General features: G+C 69.5%; 20 protein-coding genes and 1 pseudogene. All 21 read left to right on the top strand.

Features of this window, described 5'->3' with window-relative positions:
* Positions 1-24: 24 nt before the first annotated feature.
* The 21 genes and pseudogenes from murD (at position 25) to AB0E90_RS03480 (ending at position 19,778) form a co-directional block, all read left to right on the top strand.
* Positions 25-1,371: a UDP-N-acetylmuramoyl-L-alanine--D-glutamate ligase gene (gene murD / locus AB0E90_RS03580; RefSeq protein ID WP_360398573.1), complete on the top strand. Its 1,347-nt coding sequence runs from the start codon at positions 25-27 to the stop codon at positions 1,369-1,371.
* Between the two features lie 506 nt (positions 1,372-1,877).
* Positions 1,878-2,804: a MurR/RpiR family transcriptional regulator gene (locus tag AB0E90_RS03575; RefSeq protein WP_360399435.1), complete on the top strand. Its 927-nt coding sequence runs from the start codon at positions 1,878-1,880 to the stop codon at positions 2,802-2,804.
* A gap of 71 nt (positions 2,805-2,875) precedes the next feature.
* Complete coding sequence (locus AB0E90_RS03570) at positions 2,876-4,189, top strand: extracellular solute-binding protein (RefSeq protein WP_360398571.1); 1,314 nt, start codon at positions 2,876-2,878, stop codon at positions 4,187-4,189.
* A 58-nt stretch (positions 4,190-4,247) separates the two neighbouring features.
* Positions 4,248-5,228 (top strand): sugar ABC transporter permease, encoded by a 981-nt coding sequence (locus AB0E90_RS03565; protein WP_360398569.1) that lies wholly within the window; start codon positions 4,248-4,250, stop codon positions 5,226-5,228.
* Positions 5,228-6,088 carry a carbohydrate ABC transporter permease gene (locus AB0E90_RS03560; RefSeq protein WP_360398567.1) on the top strand — a complete coding sequence of 287 codons (861 nt, stop codon included), beginning with the start codon at positions 5,228-5,230 and terminating at the stop codon, positions 6,086-6,088. Before AB0E90_RS03565 ends, AB0E90_RS03560 begins: the two co-directional genes overlap by 1 nt.
* Positions 6,089-6,104: 16 nt before the next feature.
* Positions 6,105-7,538, top strand: a complete 1,434-nt coding sequence (ngcE, locus tag AB0E90_RS03555) for an N-acetylglucosamine/diacetylchitobiose ABC transporter substrate-binding protein (protein WP_360398565.1) — start codon at positions 6,105-6,107, stop codon at positions 7,536-7,538.
* A 23-nt stretch (positions 7,539-7,561) separates the two neighbouring features.
* Positions 7,562-8,467: a sugar ABC transporter permease gene (locus AB0E90_RS03550; protein ID WP_360398563.1), complete on the top strand. Its 906-nt coding sequence runs from the start codon at positions 7,562-7,564 to the stop codon at positions 8,465-8,467.
* Between the two features lie 11 nt (positions 8,468-8,478).
* Complete coding sequence (locus tag AB0E90_RS03545; protein WP_360398561.1) at positions 8,479-9,387, top strand: carbohydrate ABC transporter permease; 909 nt, start codon at positions 8,479-8,481, stop codon at positions 9,385-9,387.
* An 82-nt stretch (positions 9,388-9,469) separates the two neighbouring features.
* Complete coding sequence (locus tag AB0E90_RS03540) at positions 9,470-10,366, top strand: ATP-binding cassette domain-containing protein (RefSeq protein ID WP_360398559.1); 897 nt, start codon at positions 9,470-9,472, stop codon at positions 10,364-10,366.
* Positions 10,363-11,112 carry an ABC transporter permease gene (locus AB0E90_RS03535; protein WP_360398557.1) on the top strand — a complete coding sequence of 250 codons (750 nt, stop codon included), beginning with the start codon at positions 10,363-10,365 and terminating at the stop codon, positions 11,110-11,112. Before AB0E90_RS03540 ends, AB0E90_RS03535 begins: the two co-directional genes overlap by 4 nt.
* A 3-nt stretch (positions 11,113-11,115) precedes the next feature.
* Positions 11,116-12,273: a histidine kinase gene (locus AB0E90_RS03530; protein WP_360398555.1), complete on the top strand. Its 1,158-nt coding sequence runs from the start codon at positions 11,116-11,118 to the stop codon at positions 12,271-12,273.
* An 82-nt stretch (positions 12,274-12,355) separates the two neighbouring features.
* Positions 12,356-13,015, top strand: coding sequence for a response regulator transcription factor (locus tag AB0E90_RS03525; RefSeq protein WP_360398553.1), 660 nt, complete (start codon positions 12,356-12,358; stop codon positions 13,013-13,015).
* Positions 13,016-13,187: 172 nt separating this feature from the next.
* The gene (locus AB0E90_RS03520; protein ID WP_360399432.1) at positions 13,188-13,961 is read left to right on the top strand and encodes a GAF domain-containing protein; all 774 of its coding nucleotides are present in this window, start codon (positions 13,188-13,190) and stop codon (positions 13,959-13,961) included.
* A pseudogene (locus AB0E90_RS03515) lies at positions 13,904-14,086 on the top strand (GAF domain-containing protein); the annotation flags it as partial. The gene AB0E90_RS03520 and the pseudogene AB0E90_RS03515, both read left to right, overlap by 58 nt.
* Positions 14,084-14,641 (top strand): methyl-accepting chemotaxis protein, encoded by a 558-nt coding sequence (locus tag AB0E90_RS03510; RefSeq protein WP_360399429.1) that lies wholly within the window; start codon positions 14,084-14,086, stop codon positions 14,639-14,641. The pseudogene AB0E90_RS03515 and the gene AB0E90_RS03510, both read left to right, overlap by 3 nt.
* Before the next feature lie 15 nt (positions 14,642-14,656).
* Positions 14,657-15,274 carry a carbonic anhydrase gene (locus AB0E90_RS03505; protein WP_360398551.1) on the top strand — a complete coding sequence of 206 codons (618 nt, stop codon included), beginning with the start codon at positions 14,657-14,659 and terminating at the stop codon, positions 15,272-15,274.
* A 111-nt stretch (positions 15,275-15,385) separates the two neighbouring features.
* Entirely contained in the window at positions 15,386-16,231 is an 846-nt protein-coding gene (locus AB0E90_RS03500) for an aldo/keto reductase (protein WP_360398549.1), read from the top strand.
* 8 nt (positions 16,232-16,239) lie between these two features.
* Entirely contained in the window at positions 16,240-17,265 is a 1,026-nt protein-coding gene (mgrA, locus tag AB0E90_RS03495) for an L-glyceraldehyde 3-phosphate reductase (RefSeq protein WP_360398547.1), read from the top strand.
* Positions 17,266-17,338: 73 nt separating this feature from the next.
* Positions 17,339-17,560: a tautomerase family protein gene (locus tag AB0E90_RS03490; protein ID WP_360398545.1), complete on the top strand. Its 222-nt coding sequence runs from the start codon at positions 17,339-17,341 to the stop codon at positions 17,558-17,560.
* A gap of 12 nt (positions 17,561-17,572) precedes the next feature.
* Entirely contained in the window at positions 17,573-19,369 is a 1,797-nt protein-coding gene (locus AB0E90_RS03485; protein ID WP_360398543.1) for a BTAD domain-containing putative transcriptional regulator, read from the top strand.
* 22 nt (positions 19,370-19,391) lie between these two features.
* Positions 19,392-19,778 (top strand): Rid family detoxifying hydrolase, encoded by a 387-nt coding sequence (locus AB0E90_RS03480; protein ID WP_360398541.1) that lies wholly within the window; start codon positions 19,392-19,394, stop codon positions 19,776-19,778.
* Positions 19,779-19,783: the final 5 nt, after the last annotated feature.

The raw sequence follows: 19,783 nt of genomic DNA, 5'->3' as shown, positions 1-19,783 counted from the left end.
TCGATTCGACGAGGAGGGCTCGACGTGCGTCTGGCAGACCTGAACGGCCGGTCCGTGGCGATCTGGGGCACCGGGCGGGAGGGCAGGGCCGCGGTCACCGCGATCGCCGCCCACCAGCCGTCCCGGCTGATCGCGGTCGATGACAGCGCGAACTACCTCTCCGTGCCGTGGGAGTCGTACGCGTCGCTCGCCCCCCTCGCCGGTGGCGATCATGCCTTTCCGGCGCTCGTGACGGCCGATGTGGTGGTCCGCTCGCCGGGTGTGCCACAGACGCACCCGTGGATGAAGGAGCTCCGCGAGCGCGGCGTGACCGTCACCGGCGGTAGCGCTCTCTGGATGGCCGACAACGCTGCGCGAACCATCGGCGTGACCGGCAGCAAGGGCAAGAGCACCACGTCGAGCCTGATCAGTCACCTGCTCGCCGCGGTCGGCCGGCCCAACGTCTTCGGCGGCAACATCGGCGTGCCGCTGCTCGACCTGCCGCCCGCCGCGCTGTACGTCCTGGAGCTGTCCAGCTACCAGTGCGCCGACCTCACCGACTCGCCCCGGGTCGCGGTGGTGACCTCGCTGTTCCCCGAGCACCTGGACGCGCACGGCGGCGAGCAGGAGTACTACCGCGACAAGCTCAACCTGCTCCGGCACGGCCCCGAGATGATCGTGGTGAACGGCTCCGACCTGCGGCTGCGCGACAACATTCGGGGCACCTGCGACCTGCACGGCTTCCCGCCGATCCCGGCCGGGGCGGACGACTCCCGGTTCCGGATCCACGACGAGTGGGTCTACTGCAGCGACGAGCCGCTGTTCCACCGGGAGGCGCTGCACCTCAAGGGCGCGCACAACGGGCGCAACCTGTGCGTGGCGCTCGCCGTGCTGGACGGCCTCGGGGTGGACGTGCCGGGCTCGAAGGACGAGCTGGAGGCGGCCGTCGAGGCGTTCGAGGGGCTGCCGCACCGGCTCGCCGAGATCGAGGACCCGTCCGGGCTGACCTTCGTCGACGACACGCTCTCGACCAGCCCCTATTCGGCGATCCACGCGATCGAGGCGTACGCGGCCCGGCCGCTCACCGTGCTCGTCGGCGGCACCGACCGTGGGCTCGACTACACACCGCTGCGCGAGTTCCTCGCCGACCGTGAGCTCACCGTGATCGGCATCCCGGACTCGGGGCCGCGCATCCTCGAGTCGCTGGCCGGCCTCGAGAAGATCCGCGTGGAGAACGCCGACGATCTGCCGGCGGCGGTGCGGCTGGCTCGCAAGCTCACTCCGGCCGGCGGGGTCGTCCTGCTGTCGCCGGCCGCTCCGAGCTACGGCCGGTACCGGAATTTCGAGCACCGCTCCGAGGCGTTCGCGACCGCGATCCGCGAGTCGGCCTGACCGCCGGAGAGCCGATCCCACGGCGGTAATAGTTACCGGCGGTAACGCCCGTCGATGCCTGCCGCGCCCGGCCGGAGGCCGGGTGAGCAGCGCAATTGTCGCCTCGCCGATCCCCTCGGCGGGGCGTCGCTGTGCGTTTGGGAGCGGTCCCACCTCGTACGGTAAATGTTTCCGTGGTTGCCCTGATGTTTCAAAACCATCGGCAGATCGTCTTTTCGGCCAGGTGGTGCATCGTTCTTTCGGGCTTGGGCCATCGGCCGGAAGTGCTATCCGAAAACCGGGCAAATCATTTCATGTGACTGCGGTCACCCTGTAAAGAACATTTCCGGATCGATAGCCGTCAAGCGGTTCTCGCGAAACATGCGTTCATCGGCGCTGGTCAGGTAACGGTTTGAAAACTTCGCCCACAGCCTTGACACAGGAGGGGTGTTAGTAAGAACTTTTACCGCGACAGTAAACAGTCCTTCCTGAAAGGGTGGCCGATGAGCGAGCCTTTGGACGGCGCCATGCCGACCGCGGTCGTCGACTCGCCCGTCGCCGATCAAGGGCATCCGTCGGACGGGGTGCTCCTGCGGGTCCGCTCGCTGCTGCCGGAGTTCACCGGCGCGCTCAAGCGGGTGGCCGAGCAGGTGCTCACCGACCCGGCTGCGGCCTCCCGGGCCACCATCGTCGAGCTCGCCGAGCGCAGCGGCACCTCACCGGCAACCGTCACCCGGTTCTGCCGCGCGCTCGGCTTCGACGGTTACGCCGATCTGCGGCTCGGCATCGCGGCCGAGACCGGGCGGGCCCGCTCGGCCGGCTGGACCGTGGACATCGGCCGCGAGATCCAGCCCGGCGATCCGCTCGCCCGGGTCCTCGGGCAGATCATGGCGGCCGACACCCGCGCCATGCACGACACCGCCGCGCTGCTCGACCTCGCCGAGGTGGAGCGGGCCGCGGTGGCCATCGCGGCGGCGCCGCGGGTCAACATCTTCGGCGCCAGCGGAAGCGCGCTGGTCGGCGAGGAGATGCAGTTCAGCCTGCACCGCATCGGGGTGCCGGTGTGGGCCTGGACCGACGTGCACAACGGCCTGGCCAGCGCCGCGCTCTCCCGGCCCGGCCACGTCGCGCTCGGCATCTCGCACTCGGGGGAGACCGGCGAGACCATCGAGCTGCTCGCCGAGGCGAACAGCCGGGGTGCGACCACCATCGCCCTCACCAGTTTTCCCCGGTCGCCGCTCGCCGAGCTGGCCGACATCGTGCTGCACACCGCCACCCAGGCGACGACCTTCCGGCCGGACGCGCTCAGTGCCCGGCACCCGCAGCTGGTCGTTCTCGATCTTCTCTATGTCGCGGTCGCGCAGCGGACCCACGAACGTTCGCATGCGGCCTTTCAAAAAACCGCACAAGCCGTCCAAGGCCACAAAGCGGCCAAAGACGGAACCCCCGTGTAACCACCACCGGCCCCACCACCGCCTTAAGCGGAATAAGTACAAATCCCCTTTTTTCCTTGTAGGAGGAAGCGATGAAGCGCCAACTCGTCGCAGTAGCCGCTCTCGCGGCGACTCTGCTCGGGGCCGCAGCCTGCGGTTCCAACGACGATGACTCCCCCACGACGTCCGCTTCCGGCCCGGTCGACGGCAAGGGCAAGACCCTCAAGGTCTGGCTGATGGTCGACGCGCAGAGCTCGTGGAAGGGTGTCGTCGACGACGCCTCCAAGCGGTTCACCGACGCGACCGGCGCCCAGGTCAGCGTCGAGTACCAGCAGTGGGCCAACCACCTCACCAAGCTGGACGCCACGCTCGCCGGCAACGACGTGCCGGACGTGGTCGAGCTCGGCAACACCGAGTTCCCGAAGTACGTGTTCAGCTCGGCCTTCGCCGCCATCAACCCGGGCGACTACGAGAACTCGGGCAGCTGGCTGCAGGGCCTCAAGGGCGCCTGTGACTTCGAGGGCAAGACCTACTGCGTGCCCTACTACGCCGGGGCCCGGGTGCTGATCTACCGCACCGACCTGTTCAAGAGCGCCGGCATCGCCGCCGCGCCGACGACCTACGCCGAGTTCCTGGCCGACGCGGACAAGCTGCAGGCCGCGAAGAAGTCCGACTCGAAGTTCGGCGCCGTCTACATGCCCGGCCAGTACTGGTACTCCGCGATGTCCTGGGTCAAGTCGACCGGTGGCGAGATCGCGGTGCAGAACGGCGACAAGTGGGCGGGCCAGCTCTCCCAGCCGAAGTCGATCGAGGGCCTGCAGCGCTGGGTCGACATGGTCAAGAAGTACTCGAAGGGCGACCCGACCAAGAACGAGAACGACCAGGCGGGCATCTTCGCGCAGGGCGAGGCCGGCATGTTCTACGGCAACGCCTGGGAGGTCGGCGCGGCCGAGCAGATCAAGAAGGACCCGAACGACCCGAACTCCCCGCTGGTCGACACCAAGGTCAAGGGCAAGCTGGCCGCCGCGCCGATGCCCGAGGTCCCGTCCTTCCTGGGTGGCTCGAACCTGGGCGTCACCGAGAAGAGCCAGAACAAGGAACTGGCCGCTCAGTGGATCAAGGCTTACACCGACAGCACGTCGATGGCCGGTCTGATCAAGGCGAACGCCCTGCCGAACGCGACCGCGCTGCTGGACAAGGCGGCCACCGACAACCCGACGATCGCGCCCGCCGCGCTCGCCGCGAAGAGCAGCTGGTTCACCCCGAGCGCCGAGAAGTGGGCGGACGTCGAGAAGGGCAACATCCTCCAGACGATGCTCACCGACGTCCTCACCGGCAAGAAGTCCGTGGCCGACGGCGCGAAGTGGGCCGACGACCAGATGAACACCACCCTGAACGAGAGCTGACCCCGCAGCCGCCCGCCCTCACGGGGCGGGCGGCCTCCGCTCCCGGAAGAGGAACCTGATGTCCGTCGTCGAATCCCCGGCGACCCGCCCAGCGGGCGGGCCCACTCCGCACCGCGCGCCCGGCCGCACGTCCCGGTCGCGTCGCCGCCGCCAGAGCGCCGCGACCCCGTGGCTGCTGTCCATCCCCACCCTGCTCCTGCTCGCCGGCCTGCTCGGTTATCCGCTGGTCCGGATGGTCGTGCTGTCGTTCCAGAACATGCGGCTGCGCGAGCTGCTCAGCGGCCGGACCCCACCGTGGGTCGGCCTCGACAACTACACCAAGGTTCTCGGCGACTCGGTCTTCTGGACGGTCGTGGGCCGCACGGTTCTCTTCACGATCATCTGCGTGTTCGTGTCGGTCCTCATCGGACTCGGCATCGCGCTGCTGATGCGGCGGGTCGCCCGCGGCGTCCGGCTCTTCATGATCGTCGCGATGATGTTCGTCTGGGCCCTGCCGCAACTGGTCGCGGCGCAGATCTTCCGCTGGATCACCGACTCCGACTTCGGCGTCCTCAACTACGTGCTCGACAAGCTGCCGGGGGTGAACTACCAGAACCACAGCTGGTTCGTGAACCCGTGGCAGGGCTGGGCGGTGATCACCACGCTGGTGATCTGGGCCGGCATCCCGTTCCTCGCGATCACCCTCAACGCCGGGCTCACCCAGGTGCCGAAGGAGCTCATCGAGGCGGCCACGGTCGACGGCGCGACGCCCTGGCAGGTGCTGCGCAACATCACCCTGCCGATCCTCAAGCCGCTCATCACGATCGTCACCACGCTGTCGGTGATCTGGGACTTCGGGCTGTTCACCCAGAACTGGGCGCTGCGTGACGGCCACCCGGAGCCGCAGTTCCAGACCCTCGCGACCTATTCGTACACGCAGGCGTTCGGCCAGTCGCGGTACAGCCTCGGCTCGGCCATCTCGGTGATCACCGTGCTGCTGATGCTCGGCGTGATGGCCTTCTACATCCGGCAGATGTTCAAGATCGGGGAGGTGGACTGATGGCGGAGCGCCCGGATCAGGGTGTGGTCACCGTCGGCCGGTCCAAGGCCGGCACGGTCGCCGCCAACACCATCGGCGTGATCTTCTCGCTGCTCATGCTCTTCCCGGTCTACTGGGTGCTGAACACCGCGTTCAAGCCGGCCGACGAGGTGCTCGCGCTGACCCCGACGTTCTGGCCGAAGCACCCGACCTTCGCCAACTTCACGTCGGCGTTCAAGGCCCCGCTGTTCATGCAGGACATGCTGAACGGCCTGATCGTGACGCTGCTGGCGGTGGCCGGCGCACTGGTGGTCGGCTTCCTGGCCGCGCTGGCGATCGCCCGCTTCAACTTCTACGGCCGCAAGGCGATCATCCTGGTCGTCCTCGCCGTCCAGTTGGTGCCGTTCATCGCGCTGCTCATCCCGCTGTTCCTGATGCTGCAGAGCGTGTCCTTGACCAACAGTCTGATCGGTGTGAGTATCACCTACTTGGTCCTGATCTTGCCGTATACGGTGTGGACACTTCGCGGGTTCATCTCCGGCATCCCCCGGGAGCTCGACGAGGCGGCGCTGATCGACGGCTGCACCCGGGCCCAGGTGTTCTGGCGGATCATCCTGCCGCTGACCGGCCCCGGCCTCGTGGCGACCAGCGTCTACGGATTCATCCAGGCCTGGAACGAATTCATCATCATCAACACGCTCAACAGCCCGGCCAAGCAGAACCTGATGGCCTGGCTGCTGCAGAACCAAACCACTCGCGGTACCGCCTGGGGGCCTCTCATGGCCGGTGCGATCATCACCTCCATCCCGGTGGTGATCTTCTTCCTGATCATCCAACGCAATATCGCCACCGGTCTTACGGCCGGTGCTGTAAAGGGCTAGCACCTGAGGAGATGCTGTGACCGAGATATTCGCCAACGAGGTCGACCGCCGCACCCTGCTGCGCCGGGCGGCCGCCGTCGGTCTGATGGCCACCCCCGCGGTTGGTCTGCTGAGCGCCTGTGTCGGCGGCGGTGACGACACGCCCGCCACGCAGTCGTCCGGCGCCAAGTCGGCCGACAACCCGCTGGGCATCGACACCAAGGCCGGCGTCGAGATCGTCATCTTCAACGGCGGTCTGGGCACGGCGTACGCCACCGACGTGGACACCCCGCTGTTCAACAAGAAGTGGGCCGACGCCAAGATCACGTTCTCGCAGACCGAGGAAGTCTCCACGGTCATCCAGCCCCGGATCAACGCCGGCAACCCGCCGGACATGATCAACAACTCGGGCTCGAAGCTGATGGACTTCGGCGCGATCGTCAAGGCCGGCCAGGCCGCCGACCTGACCGACCTGTTCGCGGCCCCGTCCTGGGACGTCCCGGGCAAGACCGTGGCCGAGACCCTGGTGCCGGGCGCCATCGAGCAGGGCACCTACGACGGCAAGCCGTTCGCGATGAACTACTCGTACACGGTCTTCGGTCTCTGGTACAACGCGAAGCTCTTCCAGAAGAACAGCTGGACGATCCCGACCACCTGGGCCGACTTCACCGCGCTGTGCGACAAGATCAAGGCGGCCGGCATCACGCCGTTCGGCTACGCGGGCGCCAACGCGTCGTACTACATGGTCCGGGCCCTGCTCACCAGCGCCGCGAAGATCGGCACCGAGCAGGCGCTGAAGGACATCGACAACCTGAAGCCGGGCGCGTGGACGGCCGACCCGATCAAGCAGGCCGCTCAGGCCTGGGGCGAGATCGGCAACAAGTACATCAACAAGACCTTCCTGGGTCTGCGGCACACCGAGGTCCAGCTGCAGCAGGACCAGGACAAGGTCGCGTTCTACCCGTGTGGTTCCTGGCTGGAGAACGAGCAGGCCAAGGACACCCCGGCCGGCTTCGAGTACGCGGTCTGCGCGTTCCCGAGCGTCACCGCCGCCGACAAGCTCCCGGCGACCGCCATCAACGCGGCGGCCGGCGAGATCTACTTCGCGGCGGCCAAGGGCAAGAACCCGCAGGGCGGCAAGGAGTACCTGCGGGCGATGCTCTCCAAGGAGGCGGCGCTGGGCTTCACCAAGCTCACCAAGTCGCTTACGGTGGTGGCGGGCGCGTCCGACGGCCAGACCATCTCTCCCGGTCTGACCAGCGCGAACGACGTGCTGACCAAGGCCGGCCAGGATGTCTTCGTGGGCTACCTGTTCGACACCTGGTACAAGAAGCTCGACGATGAGTCCCGCGGGGCCGTCAACGACCTGATGTTCAAGGGCGGCGACGCCCAGAAGTTCTGCGACCGGATGGAGAAGGCGTCCCAGGCGGTTGCCAAGGACTCCTCGATCACCAAGTTCACCCGCAGCTGATCTCGAGTTTTAGGTAGGGCGCCATGCGGCACGGCAAGTATCCCTTCATCATCGGCTTCCTTGTCGTGCCGGTGGCGCTCTACGCCATCTTCGTGGTCGCGGCGTACCTCCAGACGTTCCAGCTGTCACTGACCAGCTGGTCCGGCCTCGGCAAGATCGAGTACATCGGCTTCGACAACTTCGTGAAGCTGTGGCACGACGACACGTTCTGGAAATCGATCAAGCACAACCTGTTCCTGCTGATCCTGCTGCCGATCATCACGATCGTCATCGCGCTGGTCTTCGCGTTCCTTCTCAACGTGGGTGGCGGGCACAAGGGCGGCCAGACCCGGGGCGTCTGGGGCTCCAAGGTCTACCGGATCATCTTCTTCTTCCCGCAGCTGCTGGCCCTGGCCATCGTCGCGGTGATCTTCGGCCGGGTCTTCGGCCCGGACAAGAGCGGCATGCTCAACGGCCTGTTCCCGGCCTCGTGGAAACCGTGGCTGTTCCTGGCCGACGAGCGCTATGCGATGGCCTGCATCCTGATCGTGCTGATCTGGCAGGCGGTCGGCTTCTACGTGGTGCTGTTCTCGGCCGGCATGGGCTCGATCTCCACCGACATCTACGAAGCCGCCGCGCTCGACGGCGCCACCCGCATCACGCTGTTCTTCCGGATCACGGTCCCGCTGCTCTGGAGCACCATCCAGGTCGCCTGGGTCTATCTCGGCATCGCCGCGTTCGACGCGTTCGCGCTGGTCAACATCATGTCGGTGGACCGGGGCGGCCCGAACGGCGCGACCTCGGTGCTGAGTCTCATGATCTATCGCAACGCGTTCGACTTCTCCCAGGCCGGCTATGCCTGCGCGCTGGGCGTCGTGCTGTTCTTCCTGACCCTGACCTTCGCGGCGCTGACCCTGCGGGTCACCCGGCGCGATTCCGTGGAAGCCTGAGGGGGCCGTTCATGACCACGCTTGCCACCGCCCCCGCCCCGGAGACGAAGAAGAGCGCCGGCGAGAAGCCGAACGCCAAGCGCGACATCAACGCGTTCACCGGGCTCGCGCACATCGCCCTGATCGCCTGGGCCCTGGTCACGGCCGGCCCGCTGATCTGGGTCGTGCTCGCGTCCTTCAAGAACAACACCGAGATCTTCCTCGGCAAGCCGTTCGCGCTGCCGTCGAGCTTCTCCCTCTCCACGTACTTCGACGCGTGGACCGAGGCGCACATCGGGCGCTACTTCTTCAACAGCGTCATCGTGGTGCTGATCAGCACGGCCGGGACGATGCTGTTCGGGTCGATGGCGGCCTATGTTCTGGCCCGCTACAAGTTCCCGGGCAACCGGTTCATCTACTACCTGTTCGTCTCCGGTCTCGCGTTCCCGACGTTCATGGCCCTCGCGCCGCTGTTCTACATCCTGAAGAACATGGGGCTGCTCGGCTCGTACACCGGCCTGGTCCTGGTCTACATCGCCTATTCGCTGCCGTTCACGGTGTTCTTCCTGGCCGCGTTCTTCAAGTCGCTGCCTTATGAGATCGAGGAGGCGGCGACCGTCGACGGCGCCTCGCACACCCGCAAGTTCTTCCAGATCATGATGCCGATGGCCCGGTCCGGCCTGGTCAGCATCACGATCTTCAACATCGTCGGGCAGTGGAACCAATACCTCCTGCCGGTGGTCGTGATGACCGGGCCGGGCGCCGAGAACAAGTACCTGCTCACCCAGGGCATCGCGAACATCAGCGTCTCGGCCGGTTATCACGCGCAGTGGTCGACGCTGTTCGCGGCGCTGACCCTGTCGATCCTGCCGATGATCGTCGTCTACGCGATCTTCCAGCGGCAGATCCAGGCCGGCCTGACCGCGGGCGCCGTCAAGTAGTACTACCTGGGTACCACGGGCGGCCTTGATTGCCGCCCGTGGTACCACTTCGGCCGTCGTCGCGGTCCGTAGCGTCGAGACCATGATTCAGGTACGCGAAGTAACCAAGCGGTACGGCGCGAAAACGGTCGTCGACCGGCTGTCGTTCACCGCGAAGCCCGGTCAGGTCACCGGCTTCCTCGGGCCCAACGGCGCCGGCAAGTCCACCACCATGCGGATGATCGTCGGCCTGGACGCGCCGACCTCGGGTGATGTGCTGGTCAACGGCCGGGTGTTCGCGGCGTCGGAGAAACCGCTGCACGAGATCGGCGTGCTGCTCGAGGCCAAGGCCGTGCACCCCGGCCGCTCCGCGGTCAGCCATCTGCTCGCGATGGCCCGCACCCACGGCATCGGGCGCTCCCGGGTCGACGAGGTGCTCCACCTCGCCGGCCTGGAGAAGGTGGCGCACAAGCGGGTCGGCGCGTTCTCCCTCGGCATGGGCCAGCGACTCGGCATCGCCGCCGCGCTGCTCGGCGACCCGGCCGTGATCATGCTCGACGAGCCGGTCAACGGCCTCGACCCGGAGGGCGTGCTCTGGGTCCGCAACCTGCTCACCGGCCTGGCCGCCGAGGGCCGCACGGTGCTGCTCTCCTCGCACCTGATGAGCGAGGTCGCGCTGGTCGCCGACCACCTGGTCATCGTCGGCCGCGGCAAGCTGCTCGCCGACACCACGGTGGCCGACCTGGTGACCGCGGAGGGCGTCCGGATAGTTACCGCCGCCCCGGACGAGCTGCGCGCGCTGATCGGCGGGGCCGGCGTCACGGTCACCTCGACCGGCGCCGACGCGTTGTTCGTCACCGGCCGGAGCGCCCGGGAGATCGGGCTGGCCGCGGCCACCCGCGGGATCCCGCTGTTCGAGCTCGTCCCGCAGAACGCCTCCCTGGAGGAGGCGTTCATGGACCTGACCCGCGACGCCGTCGAATACGAGGCTGCCCGATGAAACTCACCACGCAAGGCGTCATCGCCGGGGAATGGACCAAGTTCTCCTCGCTGCGCTCCACCTGGATCACCACGGGTGTCTCCGCCCTGCTCCTGATCGCGTTCGGCATGATCGCCTCGGCCTCCTTCGCCGGCCAGGGCCTGAGCGCGATCGACCTCGCCCTGTCCGGCAGCACCCTCGCGGCCCTCGCCGTCGGCGTGCTCGGCGTGCTGCTGGGGGCGGGGGAGTACTCCACCGGCATGATCCGGTCGACGTTCGCGACGGTGCCCCGCCGGCTCCCGGTGCTGTGGTCGAAGAGCCTGGTCGCCGGTCTTGCCGCCGCCGTCGTGATGACCGCCGGCGCGTTCCTGGCGTTCTTCCTGGGGTCGGCGGTGCTCAACAGCGCGATCGCCGGCGCCGGAATCGGCGATGACGGCGTGCTGCGGGCCCTGTTCGGCGCCGGCCTCTACCTGGGCCTGGTCGCCGTCCTGGGCGTGGCGCTCGGCATGCTGGTCCGCTCCAGCGCCGGTGCCATCGCGATCCTGGCCGGCGCCCTGCTGATCGTGCCCGGACTGACCGCGCTGCTGCCGCAGTCGATCTCCGACGCGATCACGCCCTATCTGCCGAGCAACGCGGGCAGCGCCGTGATGGCCCTGACCCACTCCGGCAACACGCTCGCGCCGTGGACCGGGCTCGCGGTCTTCGCCGGATATGTCGCCGTGTCTCTGGCTGCGGCGGCATACCGGCTCAAGAAGAGCGACGCTTAGCTCATGAACGCGCAGGGGTGGCTGCTCGACCGGCAGCAGCGGATGCGGGCCCTCGACCGGCGCCGCCCGTGGCTGCTGGACGCCCTGGTGGCCATCCCGATCGTGCTTTTCAGCATCCCGGGCATCGTCCAGGCGCCGCTGTCGGCCACGATCGCGACCGCGGCGCTGCTGCCGCCGCTCTACTGGCGGCGGCGGCACCCGTTCCCGGCGTTCGTGGCCACCGCGGCCATCGAGCTGACCGAGGTGTTGCTCCACGTCAGCGTCGGCGCCGGGGTGATCCTGCTGGTCATGCTCTTCTCGGTGGCATCCCGCGCGAGCTGGCGGGCGTTCGGCTGGGCCGCCGGGATCACCGTCGCGCTGCTGGTCGCCGAGATCTATCTGTTCGAACCGGTGCTGGAGCACCGCACCACCACACTGTTCCTGGTGCTCGGCACGTCGGCCGCCGCGGTCGCGTTCGGCCTGGTGGCGCGCACCCGCCGGGCCTACCTGATGGCGCTGGAAGATCGGGCCGCCCGGCTGGAGACCGAACGCGACCAGCGGGCCCGGCTCGCCGTCGCCGACGAGCGCGCCCGGGTGGCCCGCGAGATGCACGACATCGTCGGCCACCACGTCTCGGTGATCGTCGGCCTGGCCGACGGCGGCGCGGCGCTGGCAACCTCCCGGAACGAGCAGACCGCCGAGCCGCTGCGCCTGATCGGGGAGACCGGCCGGCAGGCCCTCGGCGAACTGCGCCGGGTGCTGGGCGTGCTGCGCGAGGAGGACGCCGACCCGCAGCTGAGCCCGCAGCCCGGCATCGACGACCTGGACCGGCTCCTGCCGAGCGTGCGGGCCGCGGGCCTGCCGGTCACCTACTCCACCTCCGGTGACCTGCACACCCTTGGCCGGGGCGTGCAGCTCGCGGTCTACCGCATCGTGCAGGAGGCGCTGACCAACACCCTCAAGCACGCGGGCCGCGCCGCCGCCGCGCAGGTCACGGTCGCGGCCGGCGACGGAGAGGTACGCGTCCGCGTGCACGACAACGGCACGGCCGCGCCCGCGGCGCCGCACCACGGACTCGTCGGGATGCGGGAACGCGCGGCGATGTACGGCGGCGTGCTCGGCGCCGGCCCGGCCGAGGGCGGCTGGCTGGTGGACGTCGTACTGAAGGAGCCTCGGGCATGACCGCCTGCACCGAGCGGCACTTCCGCAAGTTGCGCGCCCAGGCGGAAGGCGAGGGCCAGAAGGGCATGCCAAAGGAGGCTCAGTGACCACCGTGCTGATCGCCGACGACCAGCCGCTGCAGCGCCTCGGTTTCAAGATGCTGCTGGACGGCACGCCCGGGATGACCGTGGTGGGCGAGGCCGCCAACGGCGTGGAGGCGGTGCGGATGGCCGGTCAGGCCCGGCCGGACGTGGTGCTGATGGACGTGCGCATGCCCGGGATGGACGGCATCGAGGCGACCCGGCGGATCACCACGGCCGGCGACCGCACCCGGGTGCTGATCCTCACCACGTTCGACCTCGACGAATACGTCTACGCCGGGCTGCGGGCCGGGGCCGGCGGCTTCCTGCTCAAGGACGCCCGCCCCGAGGAGCTGATCGCCGGCATCCGGGCGGTCGCCTCCGGCGACGCGGTGGTCGCGCCGAGCCTGACCCGCAAGCTCATGGAGGCGTACGTGAATCGGCCCGGCCCGGCGCCGGCGACGGATCCCCGGCTGGCCGCGCTGAGCGAGCGGGAGCGGGAGGTGCTCGTCGCGATCGGCCACGGGGAGACCAACACCGAGATCGCGGCGCGTTTCACACTCACCGAGTCGACCGTGAAGAAGCACGTCGGCCGGGTGCTGGCCAAGATCGGGGCGAGGGACCGGGTCCAGGCGGTCATTTTCGCCTACGACAACGGGCTGGTTCGCCCTACCGGTAGGTAATGTCCGACTTCATTGTCCTCAACTAGGCACTGTCCGAGCCGACATTCCCGTCACCCCAAGTGAAGGGAGCCCCGTGTTCGGCTCGAAAAACAAGTCAGCATCCGCCCAGCTCAACGCCGACCTCGACGAAGCACGGGCGGACGTCGAGGCAGTCACCGAGATCGTTCGGGCGATGGAGACGGCCGGCTCGCCGGACGAAGCCATCGGCGCCGCGCTCCGGCTGGTCCGGGAGCGGTTCGGCTGGGCGTACTCGTCGTACTGGCAGCTGGACACGACGGCGCAGGTGCTGCGCTTCGCCCAGGAGAGCGGCAGCGCCGGCGACGAGTTCCGCCGGGTGACGCTCGAGGCGGCGTTCGCCGAGGGCGTCGGGCTCTCCGGACGCGCCTGGCGGGCCCGTGACCTGGTCTTCGTCAAGAGCCTCGCCGAGCTCACCGACTGTTCCCGGGCACCGGCCGCGACCCGCGCCGGCGTGCACAGCGGCATCTGCTTCCCGCTGATCGAGGACGACAAGGTCGTCGGCACCATGGACTTCTTCGCCATGGAGGAGCTCAGCCCGTCGGAGGGCCGGCTGGCCGTCCTGCGCACGGTCGGCCTGCTGGTCTCCAACACCCTGATGCGCCTGCACGAGGGGGTCCGCCAGGAGAAGGCCAACCAGGACGTCGACGCGGTCTCCACGGTGATCCGCCAGATGACCCAGGCCACCAGCCGCGACGACGCGCTGCGCTCCGCCCTGGAGACCGTCCGCAAGGACTTCGACTGGCAGTACGGCTCGTTCTGGAGCCTCGACGAGAAGGACCAGGTGCTCCGCTTCGCGCTCGAGTCGGGCGACGCCGGCGCCGAGTTCCGCCAGGTCACCATGTCTGCGTCGTTCGCGCAGGGGTCGGGCTCTCCGGCCGGGCCTGGGCGCGTGGCGACCTGGTCTTCGTCGAGGACCTCGGCGAGCTGACCGACTGCGTGCGCCGCCCGGCCGCGCAGCGCGCGGGGGTCAAGTCCGGCGTCTGCCTGCCGATCAGGGTGGCCGGCAAGATCGTCGGAACGATGGACTTCTTCGCCACCCGGACCCTGATCATGTACCCGGGCCGGGAGGCGGCGCTGCGCAACACGGCCTTCCTGGTCGGGCAGGCCCTGGAGCGCTTCGTCTCGACCGAGCAGTTGCACAGCGCGGGCCGCAACCTGCTCGAGTCGATCGCGGAGGTGGAGCGCAACGTCAGCTCCGCCTCGGCCGTGGCGGCGCAGGGCGAGCGGCTCACCGTCGAGGCGAACGAGCAGGTGGCAGCGCTCGGTCAGGCCAGCGCCGAGATCAACAACGTGGTGCAGGCCATCCAGTCGATCGCCGCCCAGACCAAGCTGCTCGCGCTGAACGCGACCATCGAGGCGGCCCGGGCCGGCGAGTCCGGCAAGGGCTTCGCGGTCGTCGCCGGCGAGGTCAAGGAACTGTCCAGCGAGACCGAACGGGCCACCGCCGACGTCAGCGACCGGGTCAACACGATCCAGGCACGGGTGGACGCGGTGACCGCGTCGCTGGCCGACATTCACACCGCCGTCGAGCAGATCAACGAGACCCAAGACCTCATCAGCGAAGTCCTCAAAGAGCAGGTCGCCGTGACCGGCGCCATCCTGAACTGATCGGAGCGAAGACATATGACCAGCACCAGTTGGGCACGGCTGCTCGAAGGCAATCAGCGGTGGGCCGAGGGACGTAGCGAGGCCGGCGACACCCGCGGCGCGGTACGCCGGGCGGAGCTCACCGGCTCGCAGAGCCCGAAGACCCTGATCCTGGGCTGCGCGGACTCGCGTGTGCCGGCCGAGATCCTGTTCGACCAGGGCCTCGGTGACCTGTTCGTGGTCCGGACCGCCGGGCACACGCTGGACGCGGCGGTGATCGGCTCGATGGAGTACGCCGTGGAGATCCTCGGCGTCGAGCTGCTCGTCGTGCTCGGCCACGAGGGCTGCGGCGCCGTCGCGGCGGCGGCCCGGGTCGTCGACGAGGTGGCCGTCCCGCACGGCTACATCCGGGACGTGGCCGAGAAGATCTCGCCGAACGTGCTGCGCGCCCGCCTGGGTGGCGCGTCCACCCTGGACGAGGTCGGCCGGCAGCACGCGCGCTACACCGTGGAGCAGGTCCGGGAGCGCTCCACGGTGCTCGGCGACGCCCTCCGCATCGGCGCGCTCGAAGCGGTCGCGGCGCAGTACTGCCTCAGCACCGGCCGGGTCACCGAGGTGGGTGCGGTTCCCGAGCAGCACCTGCTGGCCGTCTGACCAGTGACCGCAGCGCCCCGCCGGCTGGTCCCGGCGGGGCTGCCGTGTTGGACGCGCGGGCCCGCTGGGTACCAGGGTGGAGTTCGTACCCCGTACGCGAGAGGACCCCTCATGCAGAGCCGCCGCATCGGTGAAGTCCAGGTCAGCGCGATCGGCCTCGGTGGCATGCCGATGTCGATCGAGGGCCGCCCGGACGAAGAGCGTTCGATCAGCACGATTCACGCCGCGCTCGACGCCGGCGTCACGCTGATCGACACGGCCGACGCCTACCACATCCACGCCGACGAGGTCGGTCACAACGAGTCGCTGATCGCGCGGGCGCTCGCCTCCTACGGCGGCGACACCAGCGGCGTGCTGGTCGCCACGAAGGGTGGTCACCTGCGCCCCGGGGACGGCAGCTGGACCGTCGACGGCGCACCGTCGTACCTGCAGAGCGCCTGTGATGCCTCTCTCAAGCGGCTCGGCGTCGACGCGATCGGCCTCTACCAGTTCCACCGCCCCGACCCGGCGGTGCCGTACGCCGAATCGGTCGGCGCCCTCCGCGACCTGCTCGACGCCGGTAAGATCCGGATGGCCGGCATTTCCAACGCCGACCCGGCCCAGATCGTCGAGGCCCGCGAGATCCTCGGTGACCGGCTCGTCTCGGTGCAGAACCAGTTCTCGCCCGCGTTCCTGTCGTCCACCGCCGAACTGGAGCTGTGCGACCAGCTCGGCATCGCGTTCCTGCCCTGGTCGCCGCTGGGCGGCATCGGCCGGGCGGGCGGGCTGGGCGGCGGCTTCGCCGAGGTCGCCGAACGGTGCGGGGTGAGCCCGCAGCGGGTCTGCCTGGCCTGGCACCTGTCCAAGTCGCCGGTGGTCGTCCCGATCCCGGGGGCCAGCCGGCCCGCCTCGATCCAGGACTCGGCCGCCGCCTCCGACCTCGATCTCACCGCCTCCGACCTCGCGCTTCTTCCCTGAGAGAGACCATGACTTTCGTTTCCGCCACCGACCGCTACGACTCGATGGAATACCGGCGGACCGGCCGCAGCGGCCTCAAGCTCCCCGCCGTCTCGCTGGGCCTGTGGCACAACTTCGGCGACGACAAGCCGATCGAGACGCAGCGGGCGATCCTGCGCCGCGCCTTCGACCTCGGCATCACGCACTTCGACCTGGCGAACAACTACGGTCCGCCGTACGGGTCGGCCGAGGTCAACTTCGGGCGGCTGCTGGCCGAGGACTTCCGCCCCTACCGCGACGAGCTGGTCATCTCGACCAAGGCCGGGTACGACATGTGGCCCGGCCCGTACGGCGATCTGGGTTCCCGGAAGTATCTGACCGCGTCGCTGGACCAGTCGCTGAAGCGGATGGGCCTCGACTACGTCGACATCTTCTACTCGCACCGGCACGACCCGGACACGCCGCTCGAGGAGACGATGGGCGCGCTCGACACCGCCGTCCGGTCCGGCAAGGCGCTCTACGCCGGCATCTCGTCGTACTCGCCGGCCAAGACGCTGGAGGCGGCCGCCATCCTGCGTGACCTGGGCACGCCGCTGCTGATCCACCAGCCGTCGTACTCGATGCTGAACCGATGGATCGAGGACGGCCTGCTGGACGCCCTGTCGTCGGTGGGCGCGGGATGCATCGCCTTCTCGCCGCTGGCGCAGGGCATGCTGACCGACCGCTACCTGGGCGGCGTCCCGGCGGACTCACGGGCAAACTCGGACAAATCTCTTTCAACCGATCTGCTGAGTACGGATAATTTGGACAAAATTCGCGCGCTGAACGAGATCGCCTCGCAGCGTGGCCAGACCCTGGCGCAGATGGCGATCGCCTGGGTGCTGCGCGACGCGCGGATGACCTCGACGGTGATCGGCGCCAGCTCGGTGCGTCAGCTCGAGAACAACGTGGCCGCGCTGGCCGGCACGTCGTTCGGCGACGACGAGCTGGCCGAGATCGACAAGTACGCCACCGAGTCCGGCATCAACCTCTGGGCCCGGTCCAGCGACTCCTGAACCGTCGTCACACGGTTCCGCACACGCCTGCGCGGCACAGTGCCCTCATCCGTTTTCTCAAGGGGGAGGCACTGTGCCGCTTATCAATGTCCGGGTCATCGAGGGAGTCTTCGACACGGCCCAGAAGAACCGCATGATCTCCGACCTGACCGACGCGATGGTCGCGATCGAGGGCGAGAACATGCGCCCGGTGACGTGGGTCGTGGTCGAGGAGGTGGCCAGCGGCGAGTGGGGCATCGCCGGCAAGCCGCTGACCACGGCCGACGTGAAGGCCCTAGCCGCCGGCATCGGCTGAGGGTGGTGTCGGATGTCCGGTGGCCCGAAGACGCTTCCGCGTGGACAATCACCCGACGTGGGGGCGACGATCCAGCTTCTCGGGCGTCCCGGCATTCATCGGCCGGGCGAGCAGAGCCCGCGGCCACGTGGCCGCAAGACGTGGGCCCTGCTCGCCCTGGCCTCACTCAGCGAACGCCCGGTGCCACGGCGCGAGCTCGTGCGGATGCTGTTCCCCGACGCGAGCGACGCCCCGGCGGCGCTGCGCTGGTCGCTCTCCGAGCTGCGTCGTGGCCTGCGCTCCGACGCGCGCCTCGACGGCGACCCGGTGGCCCTGGACCTCGGCGGCGACACCGTCGTCGACGCGCAACTGCTGCTGGCCGGCCGCGCGGGCCCCGAAGTCGGGGCGGAGGAACTGCTGGCCGGCATCGACCTGGCCGACTGCCCCGAGTTCGACCTCTGGCTGGCGCACCAGCGCGAACGGGTGGCGACGGCGCTGCGTGCGGCGCTGCGAGCCGAGATCAACACCCGGCTGACCGCCCGGCGCCCGGCCGAGGCCGTGCCTCCGGCCCGCCGGCTGGTGCAGCTGGCGCCTTGGGAAGAGCAAAATCACGAGCTTCTGGTACGCGTCCTGGCCGCGACCGGCGATCGCATAGCCGCCCACGCCGCGGCCGCCGCGTGCACCGCCCTGTTCCAGCGCGAGCTGGGCGTCCGCCCATCACCCCGGGTCGCCCTGGCCGCCGCCCTGGCCACTTCCGGCGGTGGCACGGGCCTGCGCGAGCCCGGGCCGGCCGGGGGCCTCACTCTGCTGCCGGACGGGCGGCGGCTGATGGCCCGGCTCGAGGTGGAGGCGGGCAAGGCCGCGCTGGCGGCGGGCGCGACGGCGGATGGGCTGGATCGGCTGCGGTCGGCGGTCGCGATGGCCGGCGACCTCGGTGACCAGCGGGTCGAGGGCGAGGCCCAGGCGGCGCTCGGCGCGGCGATGGTCCACGCGGTGTCGCTGACCGAACCGGCCGGGGTGGCCGCACTCCGGCGGGCGGCGGCACTGGCCCGGGCGGCCGGCGACCGGGAAACCGCGGCCACCGCCGGTCGGGAGCTGGCCTTCGTGGCGCTCGGCTCGCGCGACAACGCCGGCGGCGCCCTGCTGCGCGCGGCCCGCGAACTGGCCGGCGACGACGACGGCAAGCTGTCGGCCGTGCTCGGGGTGGAGGCGTTCGCGCTCACCGACAGCGGCCGGGCCGGGCCGGCGTCGGCCCAATTCCGGCGTTCGGTCGAGTTCGCCGAGCGGGCCGGCGAGCCCCGCAAGGCGGCCTGGTCACTGACGCTGCTGGCCCGTTCCGAGCTGATCGACGGCAATCCGGAGGCGGCCCGCGAGCACATCGACCGGGCGATGGGGCTGGTCACCGCCGAGCGGTGGACCGCCTTCCGGCCGCTCGCGCTGGCCGTGGCGGCCGAGCTCGACCTGCACGAGGGCCGGCTCGACGAGGCCGGCCAGCAACTGGCCGCCGCCTGGACCGCCGCTGTCCGGCTGAGCGACCCGTGCTGGCTGTCGGTGACCCGCCGCGGGCTCGGTCTGCTGGCCGCCCGGCGCGGCAATCCCGCCGAGGCCCTGCAGTGGTTGGACGGCGCCTATCACCCTGCCACCGACCGGCCGCCGCCGATCTGCCGCTGGATGGACGCCGACACCCTCGACGCCATCTGCGACGTCGCGACGACCTTCCGGCTGCCGCGCGCGCGGGCGGCGGTGGCCGAGCTGGCGGCGCTGGGCTCACAGACCCGGATGCCGGTCTACGCGGCCAAGGCCCGCACCTACGCGACCCTGCTGCCGTGAAGACCCCGAGGGAAAGGACGTCATGGAACGAATCGCAGTTTCCACTGATCAGGCGCCGGCCGCGATCGGGCCGTACAGCCAGGCCGTAGTCGCCGGTGGCTTCGTCTTCTGCTCGGGCACCGCGGGAATTGACCCGCGGACCGGGGAGATCCCGGCCGGCATCGAGGAGCAGACCCGGCTCGCGCTGCGCAATCTCGACGCTGTCCTGGCCTCGGCCGGCGCTTCGATGTCGACCCTGGTCAAGACCACGATCTTCTATCGCAACCTGGCCGATTTCGCGACGATCAACGAGATCTACGCCCGCTACATGCCGGACCCGCCGCCGGCCCGCTCGGCCCCGGGCGGTGTCGAGCTGCCGCGCGGCCTGCTCATCTCGATCGAGGCGATCGCGACGGTGATCACCGGCTGAGGGCT

Source organism: Actinoplanes sp. NPDC026619, from assembly GCF_040638295.1.
GTDB lineage: Bacteria > Actinomycetota > Actinomycetes > Mycobacteriales > Micromonosporaceae > Actinoplanes.
Note: the sequence above shows the minus strand (reverse complement) of the source record. Positions and strands in the feature narration are given on the sequence as shown.

Excerpts from the sequence above, each read along its gene's own strand:
- AB0E90_RS03545 (WP_360398561.1), top strand. The coding sequence starts at position 8,479 with ATGACCACGCTTGCCACCGCCCCCGCCCCGGAGACGAAGAAGAGCGCC.
- AB0E90_RS03505 (WP_360398551.1), top strand. The coding sequence starts at position 14,657 with ATGACCAGCACCAGTTGGGCACGGCTGCTCGAAGGCAATCAGCGGTGG.
- AB0E90_RS03550 (WP_360398563.1), top strand. The coding sequence starts at position 7,562 with ATGCGGCACGGCAAGTATCCCTTCATCATCGGCTTCCTTGTCGTGCCG.
- mgrA (WP_360398547.1), top strand. The coding sequence starts at position 16,240 with ATGACTTTCGTTTCCGCCACCGACCGCTACGACTCGATGGAATACCGG.
- AB0E90_RS03485 (WP_360398543.1), top strand. The coding sequence starts at position 17,573 with ATGTCCGGTGGCCCGAAGACGCTTCCGCGTGGACAATCACCCGACGTG.
- AB0E90_RS03520 (WP_360399432.1), top strand. The coding sequence starts at position 13,188 with ATGGAGACGGCCGGCTCGCCGGACGAAGCCATCGGCGCCGCGCTCCGG.
- AB0E90_RS03510 (WP_360399429.1), top strand. The coding sequence starts at position 14,084 with ATGTACCCGGGCCGGGAGGCGGCGCTGCGCAACACGGCCTTCCTGGTC.
- AB0E90_RS03570 (WP_360398571.1), top strand. The coding sequence starts at position 2,876 with ATGAAGCGCCAACTCGTCGCAGTAGCCGCTCTCGCGGCGACTCTGCTC.
- AB0E90_RS03480 (WP_360398541.1), top strand. The coding sequence starts at position 19,392 with ATGGAACGAATCGCAGTTTCCACTGATCAGGCGCCGGCCGCGATCGGG.
- AB0E90_RS03540 (WP_360398559.1), top strand. The coding sequence starts at position 9,470 with ATGATTCAGGTACGCGAAGTAACCAAGCGGTACGGCGCGAAAACGGTC.
- AB0E90_RS03575 (WP_360399435.1), top strand. The coding sequence starts at position 1,878 with ATGCCGACCGCGGTCGTCGACTCGCCCGTCGCCGATCAAGGGCATCCG.
- AB0E90_RS03560 (WP_360398567.1), top strand. The coding sequence starts at position 5,228 with ATGGCGGAGCGCCCGGATCAGGGTGTGGTCACCGTCGGCCGGTCCAAG.
- AB0E90_RS03535 (WP_360398557.1), top strand. The coding sequence starts at position 10,363 with ATGAAACTCACCACGCAAGGCGTCATCGCCGGGGAATGGACCAAGTTC.
- AB0E90_RS03530 (WP_360398555.1), top strand. The coding sequence starts at position 11,116 with ATGAACGCGCAGGGGTGGCTGCTCGACCGGCAGCAGCGGATGCGGGCC.
- AB0E90_RS03500 (WP_360398549.1), top strand. The coding sequence starts at position 15,386 with ATGCAGAGCCGCCGCATCGGTGAAGTCCAGGTCAGCGCGATCGGCCTC.
- AB0E90_RS03565 (WP_360398569.1), top strand. The coding sequence starts at position 4,248 with ATGTCCGTCGTCGAATCCCCGGCGACCCGCCCAGCGGGCGGGCCCACT.